The following is a 12,486-nucleotide window of genomic DNA, read 5'->3' on the forward strand; positions in this document are numbered from 1 at the left end:
ATGAAACAGGAATTTTACCGTGGCGCGCATCGATGCCTTTCGAAGCCGTCAAAACGCGACGCCGATGCGAATGGTCAGGCGCGGGCAAGCGCACCGGCTTTGCCACGGGACTCGACGTTCCGGATTCGAAGGCAGGTACGCCGGATCACGGTTGCCTTGACGTCGTGGCGCCGGCGCCGATCTGGAGTGCATACAGCTCGGCAACGTCGACCGCCTGACGGCTGCTGCGTTCGACCGATCCTTCTTTCGTCCACAGGAATGGATGGAAGCTGAAGCATTGATCCGTCGTCAGGCACTGGACATCGGCCTGCCAGCCGGGCCAGCGCATGCTCGCGTAGAAGTCGCTCAGCGTGTCGCCGAGCGACCATCGCAAGAAGTCGCCGTACCCGATCCCGAGGGGCTCCCATTCCAGCGTGTCGGGTGCAAAGTAGTACACGGAACCCGTGTCCTCCCCGAGTGCGCCGCCGTTCAAGGCGAAGAACCCGCCGACGGCATCGTCCGCGACCAACAGAAAGCCCGAGGATCGTCCCTGATTCCAGCCGACGATGTCCCGGGGCAACGCGGGATGGCCCGAGCCGAGCAGACGAAGGTAGCCGCCGTCCACGAGCAGGCCGCCGGTCGAATAGGCGATCGTCCCCAGGAGCGATCGCGTGGTGACCTGAAGGGTGGACAGGATTTCGCCATTCCGGCCCGATGGCGGCAATATCTCGCAACGATCACGCGCTGCCGCCGACCACTCGATCAATGACGGCAGGGCGGATTCACGCTCGTTGACCAGTTCGTTCAGCGGACGCATGTGTCTTCTCTCCGGGTGGTTCGGTTCGGCATGGGCCGAGCCGGGACGATACGGCCTGCACCGGCTCGTGCGGCATCAACGCGCCCCGACCGACGCGCGCAGTGCCGCGCCCAGCGTGCGCAGCGCCTGCCGGGCTCGCGCATCGGTCAGGCTCGAGTGGAGCACCACGTCGCGCGTCGGCAACGGCGGCAGCCCGTAGCGCGCACCGACGTCGACCGTGCCGGCGGGCGCCACGCGATGCCCGAGCGCCGCGACGGCCAGCCCCGCGGACACCGCCGCGCCGATCGTCGCGACGCCGCCGCCGACGAACACCTCCGTCCAGCCGACACCGGCCTGGTCGAGCGCGCCGATCGCCATGCGGCGCACGCTGCAGGGTTCGGCTTGCGTGGCCAGCCGCAGCGGTTGCGGCGGATGGTACTCGAAATCCGCCGCGGCCATCCAGCCGAACGACTCCGACAGGATGGTTTCGCCGTCGAGCCGCCGGCTGTCGTGCTGCAGCGCGACGGCCGCGTCGAGCTGGCCGCGGTCGAATGCATCGAGCACGTCGCGCGACGCGGCGACGCGGATCTCCAGCACGAGCGTCGGCTCCGCCTCGCTCATGCGCCGCAGCAGCATCGGGAGATCGGCGCCGACGACATGGTGGCTGACGCCGATCACCAGCCGCCGCCGGCCGGTGCCGAACGCGCCGATCGCACCGTGGTGGGCGGCCACCAGTTCGCGCGCCGGTTCCAGGAATGCGGTGCCGTCGGCCGACAGGCGAACCTGCCGCGGTGTGCGTTCCAGCAGGCGGCGGCCGAGGCCGCTTTCGAGCCGCTTGATCTTCAGGCTCACCGCGGACTGCGTCGTGTCCATCGCCTCGGCGGCCCGCGTGAAGCTCTTGAGGTCGGCGGTCAGCACGAACGCCTGCACGGCTTCGATGTCGAGCGTTTTCATCGCACTCTCATCCATTGAGAAATCGAATCATTGAAATATTCTGCCATCGTATTTTCAAATGATTCAAGGTCTTCTACGCTGTTCTCGAGCCATTCGGAATCTCCGTTTCCCTTCAGGAGTCGATCATGCTGACCGCGTACTATGTGCACCGCCTGCCGGCGGACTACGACCTCGACATCATCCGCCATCGCGTGCGCGAGCGCGGCAGGCTCTGGGACGACACGCCGGACCTGGTGTTCAAGGGGTTCCTGCTGCGCGAGGCGGGGCGCTACGGTGCGACGGAAAACGGCTATGCGTCGTTCTATCTGTGGCGTAACGAGCAGGCGTTCGCCGGGTTCGTCACGGGCGGCCGCTACCGGGTCGTGACGGACAGCTTCGGCCGCGCGCCGATCGACGTGCAGGTCGCGCTCGATGCGCGCAAGGGCAGTGCGTCGACGGGGCGCTTCGTTCGTCTGGAAGCCGTCGATATTCCGGCGGATGCCGACCTCGAGGCGACGCTGGCGCGGGAGGTGACGCGCAATCGCGAAGTGGCGGCGCGGCAGGGTGTGGTGGCGGCCGCGGTCAGTCTGGACTCGCTACGCTGGCGGCTGACGCGTGCCCTCGTCACCGAACACGAGCCGGACGGCGGCGCAGGCACGGTGTATCAGGTGCTGCATCTGGCGAGGCCGTTGCTCGATACGCTGGAAGGGAGCGGAGCATGACGACGGGCGTCGCGTCGCGATCGCGGGCCGGGCCGTCGGGTGGGGCGAGCGGCCCGGCATCCGTGCGATTGCCGGCCGGCCTCGTGGTCGCCGCGCATCTGGCCGGGATCGCGGCGGGGATTGCCGCGATTGCCGCGCTCGCGACGCTGCTGGCGCTACTGTTCCGGTGAGGATCGCCGGTGCGGACGGCGGAAGACGGAAGAGCCGGGCGCGACACGCGCGGCTCCTCCGCTGGGTTGGCGCCGCTCAGTGCCCCTGCAACCGGATATCCCGCGACGACGCACCGACGTACACGGTCCCGCCCGGCACGAACCGCCAGCCGTTACGCGACGTATCCCACACGCTCTGCATGCGCGGCGACACGGTCACGCGGACACGCCGCGCCTCGCCCGGATTCAGCCGGATCTTCTCCCAGCCGACCAGCCGCTTCGGCGGTTCGTCCTTGTACGGCACGCCGAGATAGACCTGCGGGATCTCCGCACCGGCGACGCGCCCGTCGTTGCGTACCGTGAACGCGACGCTCAGCGACCCGTCCCACTGCTTCGACACCGACAGCCCCGAATACGCGAAGTGCGTGTACGACAGCCCGTAGCCGAACTCGAACATCGGCTTGATGTTGCGCGCGTCATACCAGCGATAGCCCATGTTCAGCTTTTCCGCGTAGACCGGGTCGTTGTCGAACGTGCCGTTTTGCCCCCAGGCCGGCGAATCCTGATCGCGCGCGGGGAAGGTGACGGGCAGTTTGCCGGACGGATTGACCGCGCCGAACAGCACGTTCGCGATCGCCTTGCCGCCGGCTTCACCCGGATACCATGCCTCGACGATCGCCGACACGTTGTCCTTCCACGGCATCAGCACCGGATTGCCGCTCTGGACGACGACGATCGTATGCGGATTCGCGCGCGCGACGGCTTCGACGAGCGCGTCCTGGTTCGACGGGTTCGCGAGGCTCAGGCTCTGCAGGTCGCCGAAATCCTCGCCGGCCGGCTGGGCCACCACGACGATCGCGACGTCCGAGCGGCCCGCGAGCGCCGCGGCCTGGTCGATTTCCTGCTGCGTATACGCACGGAACGGCGACTGCTGGTCGCTGTTCCCCGCATACGTGACCTGCGCGGCCGGCGCAAGCGCGCGGATGGCCGCGACGATCGGCACGTCGACCTTCAGCCACGGATTGCGCCACCAGCTGCACCCGGTCGACGCGCCGAACGTCAGGCCGCCGCAACCCGCGAACGACCCCGACACCGGGTCGCGCGTGTTGCCCGAGCCGCCGCCGGACAGCACGGCCGCATCCGCATGGCCGCCGATCACGGCAATGCGCGACAGCGCCGATGCCGCCAGCGGCAACTGATTGCCGTCGTTCTTCAGCAGCACGATCGACTGCTCGGACGCGGCCTGCGCGAACCGGTTCGCGGCCGCGAAATCGATCGTGCCGCCGCCCGTGGCCGGATCGTCCATCACGCCGACGCGGATCATCACGGCGAGCTTGCGCCGCACCATGTCGTCGAGTCGTGCGGTCGACACCGAGCCGTTCGCGATCGCCTGCTTGACGGCCGTCGGCGTCAGGTACACGCTCGGCCCGACGTCTTCTTCCTCGTCGAGCCCGGCGTTGATCGCGGCGGCCGTGCTGTGCGTGGCGCCCCAGTCGGACTGCACCTGGCCCTGGAAGCCCCATTCGTTCTTCAGCACGTCGTTCAGCAGATGAGGGTTTTCGCACGCGTATGCGCCGTTCAGCCGGTTGTAGCTGCACATCACGCTGCCGGGGCGACCGCGCTTCGCGGCGATCTCGAACGGCAGCAGGTAAAGCTCGCGCAGCGTGCGTTCGTCGATCTGCGTGTTGCCGCCCATCCGGCCGTGCTCCTGCTCGTTGCCCGCGTAGTGCTTGATCGTGGCGATGACCTTTTGCCGTTGCGTGGCGAGCGTGCGTTCGGCGAGCAGGTCGCCCGCGAGCAACGGATCTTCGCCGAGATACTCGAACAGCCGGCCACCGCGCGGCTCGCGTGCGAGATTGGTGCCGCCGCCGAGGCCCATGCCGAATCCTTGCGCGCGCAACTGGATCGCGACCTGCTTGCCGTAGTCGTACGACAGCCGGCGATCCCAGCTCGCGGCGACGGCGATCGTCGCGGGGAACGTCGTGCTGGCCTGCGACGTGCTGCCGGAGCCGGTCGCCGAGTCGACCATGTTGAGATCGGGAATGCCGAGCCGCGGCACGCCCTGGATATAGCCGGCGCCGCCGCCCGGCACCTTGGACATTTCGTATTGCGAATGGATGAACTGGAGTTTCTCGTCGAGTGTCATCTTGCGCACGAGCAGGTCGGCGCGCCGTTGCGCGGCGGCCGACGCGAACGCATCGGTCGCATCGCCTTGCGCGTTGAAGTCGGCATCGCCTGCGTAGGCGGTGGTGCAGAGGGTCGCTGCCAGCACGACGGCCGGCCAGAGTGTGTCCCGCATGTTGCTCTCCTGATCGTATTGCCGATTGTTCGGATGATGTCTGGAGCTGCGCTCGTCCGGTGGATTCGCACCGGACGCATTCGGCTGGCGATGCAGGGTGGTTGCGCGTCGGCATGCCAGGCCGGGCGGGGAATCGTTACGGCCGGTTGGGCTCGACCGGTCAACGCGGGCGGCGACGCGCAGGCCGCCCGGCACTGCCGAATCGGATGTAGCGATTCTCTGCAGCGACTAATGGTATGAATGTAGTTTGACTACAGCATCGGTGTTTCTACCGATACGTACGATCTTTATCGGGCAGGGCCGCGCGGCGGGGTGGAAAAGCGGTCATCGTTCCCGACGGGGGGGCGATCGGGTAAGAAGTACCCGGGGCAAGCGCGTGTGAGAGTCATGCTGCGGCGCGGGTGCGCCGGTTCGTTGCGTATGCATCGAACCGGGCTTCGGTCATGTTGCGCACTGTTCGTCGGGTATGCCGCTTCTATTCTGGAATAGGGGCGTACGAACGATCGTGCACGGGCGTTCCCTTCGAATTCCCCCGTTTTCTTGATGTTTTTGCATCGAGATTGAATTGCGACGATACGGAGCGCGTGAATGACAGCAGAATTTCCGGCTACATATGTTGTGGGTAACGCAACGGGCCTGACCGCCCGACCGCTACTGCAGGAACTGGTCGATCTCCCGATGAGCGTGAGGCGGTTCGGGGTGGTGGGAGACGGCGTGACCGACGACACGGCGGCACTCCAGGTGGCGCTCAACGCCGGGATCCCGCTGTACTTTCCGCCGGGAACGTACCTGTACAGCAATACGCTGACCGCAACGGCGTCGATCGTGGGAGCCGGGTGGGATTCGATCCTGCAGTGCACGACACCGCAAGGCGAAAATTCGGTGATTTACTGGCGCAACGCCAGTCATTTCAAAATCAGGGATCTGCAATTCTTTTCGAAGAATTCGACCGCGTACTATCCGGACGAGAACGCAGGTTCACTCAACCTGCTGGATTGCAGCCAGTTCGAGATTTCGGGATGCAAGTTCAACAACTCGGCCGGCGGTGGCGCGATCATGCGCAGTTGCGTCAACGGCAAGGTGTTCGGCAATACCCTGCTCGACGTCTGGCATGACGGCATCCATGTCACGAAGGCCAGTTCGGACATCACCATCACGAACAATGAAGTGATCAACGGCGGTGATGACGCGTTTGCGGTGGTGGGCTATTTCAACGAGGGTGTTCGGCCCTGCCGCGTCACGATCGCAAACAACCGGGTTGTTGGAACCAAATACGCGCGGGGCATAGCGATTGTCGGGGCGCAAGACATCACGGTGACCGATAACCAGATCTATAACCCGATGGCGGCCGGTATTTATGTCGCGTCGGAGTCGACGAGCATCTACCAGTCTTACGGCAACGACAATGTGACGGTCGCCAACAACGTTCTGGATACGTGCGGCGTGCAATCCAATATCGGTGCTATCGTCAATTCGCCAAACGGACCGCTCGGTTATGGGGCATTGGTCGTGACCGCGACGGCCGGATTCAATAACTCGAACATCACGATCGTCAACAACACGATCAAGAACGCCGCGGGAACGCCGATCGGACTGTGGCAGCCGGCCGGAAGCAACATCCACGTCAACATTTCGCAGAACACGATCACTAATGCGTGGGACCCGAACAACAAGAACGGTTTCCCGTTGACGACGATCGGCGCGACGTCCGCATCGACGACGCTGAACTTTGCCAATACCCCCGGCGTCGCTGTCGGCATGATGGCCTGGTATTTCGACGGGTCGACAAGCGTACCGATCGGCACGGTCGTATCGGCAGGCGTATCGACTGTGACGCTGAACCGCAGTGCGACCGTGCCGAGCGGCGGGACCGTGATCTTTTCCGGTGTCGGCCTGTTCGGTTCGACGATCCCGACCACCGCGGCGGCCCTGAACGGTGCGACATCGTTGACGTTCGCCACGACGACGGGTGTCGCCTGCAACGACAACTACGGTTTCGGGTCGCCCGGAAACGAAACGACAGGTGTGTCGATCGGGCAGGGTGTCAGCGGGGCCAACATCGCGGCCGGAACCTTCGTGACCGGCGTGACGGCGAATTCCGTCACGCTGAGCAAGGCGACGACTGGCACCGTGGCGAGCGGTGCTTCCATCGTCTTTACCCCGATGGTCTGCATGACGACTCAGACGATCAAGACCTCGGCCGCGGCGGCGGCTGGAACCAACACGCTGACGTTTACGCCGTACCCTTCGGCACGCGGCTGTGCCGTGGGGCAAGGTGTATCCGGAACGAATATCCCGGTCGGCACTTACGTGACGTCGGTTTCCGGTAACGGAAATGGCCCGACCGTGACACTGTCCAGCAATTTCACGGGTAGCGGAATCGCCAGTGGCGCGTCAATCACGTTCACCGGAACCGGCGGACTCAGCGCCGTTTCCGGAATCACGCTGTACAACACGCGAGGGTGCATCGTCTCGAAGAACCAATTGTCCGGCATCTCGAAGGACGGAATCTACGTGGATGGATCCTGCGCGTCGTTCACGGAGATCAGCGGCAATACTGGTGAGAATATCGGCTGCTGCAACGGCTTTGCTCGCCTCATCACGGTCGGGGCGCTCGCGGCCGGGGCGTCGCTCAAGTTGCGGGGAAACTATATGGCCCAGCCGGTCAATTATCCCCGTGCAATCGACGCGCTGATCTCGTCGAACTCGTGGGCCTACACGTCGTGGAGCGAAGACAACATCGCGCAAAACGGTTTTGTCGGTTTCGGCGTGCAACTGATACCGGTTCCGCAGGCGGTGGGTACGTCACCGTGGACGTTCGCGAACAGTTACCCGAGTGCGGTCAGCCTGTCGGTCGAAGGCGGCACCGTATCGTCGATCGGCGTATCCCGAAACGGGCAAGCGTCCCATGCGTGCGGATTGACGAACGGGTTGATCGATCTCAAGCCCGGTGATGCGATGACGGTCACCTTTAGCGTGGCGCCGAGCGTCACGATGATTCCGAGACTGGGGCAGTAACGCGCGTCCTCGCGTCGAAATCCGGGCGGGGACGGCAAGCCGGGATCATGCCGATCCGACGGATCGGTGGGACGGCCGCATGACTCGCCTGAGACAGCTTTGAGAGGTTCGAAACAAATGCGCCACTCGGTGGGCCGCATTCAACGTTTTCGTCAACGTTCATCAAGCGTATTCATCAACCGCATGTCGAGGATCGATATGGCATTCCAGCTTCAGGATCGTGTTCAGGAAACGACGACGACCACCGGTACGGGGGCGCTCTCTCTGGCGGGTGCAATGACCGGATTCCGTTCGTTCTCGTCCGTTTGTGCAAATGCCGATACCTTCTATTACGGGTTGCAGGCCGTGACCGGTGCCGGTACCCCGAGTGGCAACTGGGAGATCGGAATCGGCACATACAACGCGAGCGGGAACACACTGTCGCGTACCACCGTGTTGGCCTCGAGCAACGGCGGGTCCGTCGTCAATCTTGCAGCAGGTACCACGCAGGTATGGATTGATCTGCCGGCGGCGCTGCCTGCCAATTTGCCGGTCAGCGCCAAATACTTCGGCGCGAAGGGAAATACGAGGATCGTCAACGATGGTGTGACGACGTCGGGGTCGACGGCGATTTCGTCGGCGTCGGCCGCGTTCACGGCGGCGGACGTCGGCAAGCGTATCGATATTGCGACGACCAATGCAAGCGGCGTCGCGACGCTTGTGGTCTCCACGACGATTGCGGCATTCGTCAGCGCAACACAAGTGACGCTCGCGAAAGCAGCCGGTGCTTCCGCCACGGCGGCGAATGTGGTCTACGGCAGCGACGACGGCCCGGCCCTGACGGCGTGGTTGAACTACCTGATGACCATCTGGCCGGTCAAAGGGGATCTTCCTGCCGGGGTCTACTATTCGGGTACCGCGCTGCCCGCGATCACGAAGCCGATCGCCTTGTTCGGGCATTCGGCGCGTACCTCGATCATCCAGTTTGGCGCCGGGGTCAGCGGTCAATGCCTGACAGTACTGAACGCGGGTTTCAATAACGAAGCGACGGACCTCCCGCAAACAGGCAACGTATCCTGGACATCCAACACGGCCGTCCTGGCCGGTTGCGTGCTGCGTGACTTTACCCTTCAGGGCAATCGCGCGTGCACGTCGCTTCAACATGGATTGGTATTGCAAGGCAACGTGGACTGGCTCGACGTCGCGCACGTGAACTGCCTGTATTTCCGGGGCGGCGGTGTGCTGTGGATGGATACCGGAAGCGGATCGACGCAAGCGCGCGCCAACGTACGCGAAGTCAATCTGGATACGATGAAGATCAGGCATTGCGGCGACGTGTCGACGAACACGCCCAGCCTTGGCATCTATCTTGACGACAGTCCGGCCGCCGCCGGATCCGATTCGTCGAACCTGTTCAACCTGAACAATATCGACATCATCTTCAGTTACGGCACGGCGTTCGCCGTGCAGGACCGGCGCACGTCGAATACCGGCTTTCCGCTGTACGGTATCCAGGCGCGCAACATCGTGCTGCATGATCGCATGACGACGATGGGCCTGAGCGGAGGGCGCATGTTCAGTGTCATCGGACAGGTCACCAACTGCCTGTTCGACATCAACTTCCCGTTGAGTGCGCGCAACGACTATGCGGCCGAGATTCTGCCGAACCCGAATTTCAATGTTTATCCGACCGACAACGAATTCACCTTTGCATTCCCGAAGACGGTCAAGGGCGTGATCGTCGGGAACGTCGGCTATAACACGATCAGGTTCAGGAATTACTTCGGATGTGCTGAAGCGGTCTTTATCGCAACCGAGAGCCCATACAATCTGAGAATCGATTGCGAGACAGACAGCGTGTTTCAGCAAATCACCACGGCCCTGGTGCTGACCGGTACGGGTGCCGTGGCGATTCCGGGCTGGTCGTTCGGTACGACGCCGAACCTGTCGATCTTCATGCCGGTGAATGCCGTCAACGGGACCGGCGACACGACACTGGCGACGATCTTCGGGATCACCGGCACCATTACGCGTTCCGGAAGCGTGACGGCAGGAACGGACAGCTATACGTTTACGCCGTCTTCATCCAATACCTCGTATATCCCGGCCGGTGAATACTTCTCGAAGATCTGCGTCGACGCTTCGCAAGGCAACGGTGTCGCCGGTCGCTACAAATATATTCCGGAAGACCGCTACGGGCGCGCAGTCAATAGCGCATGGGCAAGCGGGCGCCTTCTGCAAATGTGGCCCTGGCAGTTTCACATCGAGAATGCAACCGGGCTCGTTCGGTACAGCTACGGTGTGCCGACGGCCGACAGCGCCGGCAATGCGATAGCGGTCTGGGCAAATGGCTTCGTCGGCACAAGTTCGACGCCGAGTGTGACCGGAATCAGCAAGCTGACGGCGAACTATGCGTTGCCGACGACGCTGACAAACCTTGTCGGCGGGATTGACGGTCAGTCGATCAAGATCGTTGCGACCAACGGGAACTGCACGATTGCGAACAACGCGAACATCCAGACAGCAACCGGGGCCAACGTCGTCATGGCGACCGGTCAGGTTCTGACCTTGACTTTCGACGCGACACTGAACAAATGGTGTAGCGGCTGACAAGACCGTCATGGTGACTTTGTGACTCGGCCGTCCACGGCAACGCGCACCGATCGGTGCGCTTTTTTTGCAACGACGGATCCGGCGACCGAGCTTGCGGTGGCCGGGCGACGATTTCCGGTGGTGTGGTCAGCGTAGCGGGGCGTGATCGTCTGGGGCGATCGGATGCTTGTATGAAGATTGGCTTTCGGTGAGGTTGCTCACATACACGCGGTGCCGGACAGTGTTCAATCAGGTATCAGCGCGTGAGTACTCTGGCACGACCGGCAAGGCGGTGTCGGCGCGTGGTGCGCGGGGGCATATCAGGCGACGATTGTCGCTGCGATGCAGGTGGCATGGGGTGCGCCGGCCGACCGGCTGCAGACGAGCGCGACAGGGTATCGCTCATGATGACCTGTACGGATCGACGTGCGGCCGACGTGCGATGCAAGGGCCGCGCGGCAATGCAATGCGAGTCGCACCGGCAATCGTAATGCGGCAATCCGTCATGTCGGCGGGTTCCAGCACAGTTTGGAAAGACGCGATGTCAACTACTACACAAACCAGATCGAGGCTCGGTTCACCGCGACTGTTCGCGGCGGCGGTGACCGTGTGTGCGCTGAGCGCATGTGCATTTGCGCCTGGCATGACGTACCGCGCGCCGGCCGAACGCGACGCGAATGCAAGCGTGGGTGTCGCCGCGTCGGGCGCGGGCGGCCTCGACGGCGTACAGAACGTGTCAAGCGCGGACTTGATCGAGATCACGCCGGCATTCGTCGAGCAGCAGCACGCCACGCGTTCTGCCAGTGTCGACGCCGAAGTCCGGCACCTGTTCGGCACGCCGAAGGCGTACGTCATCGGTCCCGGCGACGTGCTGAACATCGTTGTATGGGATCACCCCGAACTGAATCTGCCGGCGGCCCAGGCGACGAATGGCGACAACGTCGGTACCAACTCGGTCGCGGCGGGCTACACGGTCGACGCGAGCGGTAACGTGCAATTCGCGTATGCCGGCCTCGTGCATGTCGCCGGGATGACCGAAGCGGAGGCGCGCACGGCGCTGACCAGGCGACTCGGCGAATATGTGCGCAAGCCGCAGATTGCACTGCGCATCCAGGCGTATCGCAGCAAGCGCGTGTATCTCGACGGCGAAGTTCGAACGCCCGGGTTGCAGATCGTCAACGACATGCCGATGACGCTGCCCGAGGCGATCGATCGCGCGGGCGGCTTCACGACCGCGGCCGATCGGTCGCAAGTCACGGTGACGCGCAGCGGCAAGACGGTAAACGTGAGCCTGCCGGCGATGATTGCGGCCGGTGTGAATCCGTCGAACATCCTGCTGCGCGACGGCGACCTGGTGCGCGTGCGTGCGACGAGCGAAGCGAAGGTGTTCGTGCTTGGCGAGGTGTCGCGCCCGGCGACGCTGACATTGACCGATGGGCGAATGAGCCTGGGCGAAGCGCTCGGCGACACGGGTGGCGTGAGCCAATACACGTCGGACGCGCGGCAGATTTACGTGGTGCGCCGCGGGCCCGGCAACCGGCCGCTGGTCTATCACCTGGACGGGAGTGCACCAGCATCGTACGCGCTTGCCGACCAGTTCGCGCTTGAGCGTCGCGATGTCGTATTCGTCGACGCGTCATCGCTGGTGCGCTGGAGCCGTGTCGTGAACCTGCTGATTCCGTCTGCGGCGCAGGGAGCGCTGACCGCCCGCGCCGTTACGCCGTGAAGCGCGTTTCGGATGCCACCGTCGCGATGTTCCGGCCCGCTCCGAGCGGAGTGCGGCGAAATGTATTGAAAATGTAATGTGACGTACGCAATACGTCAGAAATGGATGGTCTACTACCCGTAGACATTCGAGCGGGGCCGTCTGCCCGACGCATCGAGGTCATCCGGCGTGAAAAATGGCGATATGACGGAATGCGAATGAAGGACATTCTCGGAAGCAGTCTCAACGACGAAGCGCAGGCGGATCGGGGTGGTCCGCGGCGAACGCTCACACGTCAGGTGTGCGCGTCCCTT

8 protein-coding genes are annotated in these 12,486 nt (G+C 63.8%); 5 read left to right on the plus strand and 3 right to left on the minus strand.

The features are described 5' to 3' along the window. Nucleotides 1–145: 145 nt before the first annotated feature. Nucleotides 146–796: a DUF2625 domain-containing protein gene (locus ACTJLD_RS11215; protein WP_440658749.1), complete on the minus strand. Its 651-nt coding sequence runs from the start codon at nucleotides 794–796 to the stop codon at nucleotides 146–148. Between the two features lie 75 nt (nucleotides 797–871). Continuing rightward, entirely contained in the window at nucleotides 872–1,729 is an 858-nt protein-coding gene (locus ACTJLD_RS11220; protein ID WP_027791394.1) for a LysR family transcriptional regulator, read from the minus strand. Nucleotides 1,730–1,854: 125 nt separating this feature from the next. Here ACTJLD_RS11220 and ACTJLD_RS11225 point away from each other — a divergent pair, with 125 nt between their 5' ends. Next, the gene (locus ACTJLD_RS11225; RefSeq protein WP_440658750.1) at nucleotides 1,855–2,430 is read left to right on the plus strand and encodes a DUF4865 family protein; all 576 of its coding nucleotides are present in this window, start codon (nucleotides 1,855–1,857) and stop codon (nucleotides 2,428–2,430) included. Then, nucleotides 2,427–2,600 (plus strand): hypothetical protein, encoded by a 174-nt coding sequence (locus ACTJLD_RS11230; RefSeq protein ID WP_162923081.1) that lies wholly within the window; start codon nucleotides 2,427–2,429, stop codon nucleotides 2,598–2,600. Before ACTJLD_RS11225 ends, ACTJLD_RS11230 begins: the two co-directional genes overlap by 4 nt. A 76-nt stretch (nucleotides 2,601–2,676) precedes the next feature. Here the strand turns inward: ACTJLD_RS11230 and ACTJLD_RS11235 are convergent, their stop codons facing one another. Beyond that, on the minus strand, nucleotides 2,677–4,878 hold the full coding sequence (locus ACTJLD_RS11235) for a glycoside hydrolase family 3 C-terminal domain-containing protein (protein WP_059696358.1): 2,202 nt from the start codon (nucleotides 4,876–4,878) through the stop codon (nucleotides 2,677–2,679). A gap of 588 nt (nucleotides 4,879–5,466) precedes the next feature. Here ACTJLD_RS11235 and ACTJLD_RS11240 point away from each other — a divergent pair. From ACTJLD_RS11240 to ACTJLD_RS11250, 3 genes are all read left to right on the plus strand, one after another. Continuing rightward, complete coding sequence (locus ACTJLD_RS11240) at nucleotides 5,467–7,896, plus strand: right-handed parallel beta-helix repeat-containing protein (protein ID WP_060085150.1); 2,430 nt, start codon at nucleotides 5,467–5,469, stop codon at nucleotides 7,894–7,896. 198 nt (nucleotides 7,897–8,094) lie between these two features. Next, nucleotides 8,095–10,485: a hypothetical protein gene (locus tag ACTJLD_RS11245; RefSeq protein ID WP_091919782.1), complete on the plus strand. Its 2,391-nt coding sequence runs from the start codon at nucleotides 8,095–8,097 to the stop codon at nucleotides 10,483–10,485. A gap of 523 nt (nucleotides 10,486–11,008) precedes the next feature. Next, nucleotides 11,009–12,193, plus strand: coding sequence for a polysaccharide biosynthesis/export family protein (locus ACTJLD_RS11250; protein ID WP_027791399.1), 1,185 nt, complete (start codon nucleotides 11,009–11,011; stop codon nucleotides 12,191–12,193). Nucleotides 12,194–12,486 lie beyond the last annotated feature (293 nt).

It is taken from the genome of Burkholderia sp. 22088, from assembly GCF_052045915.1.
Lineage (GTDB): Bacteria > Pseudomonadota > Gammaproteobacteria > Burkholderiales > Burkholderiaceae > Burkholderia > Burkholderia cepacia.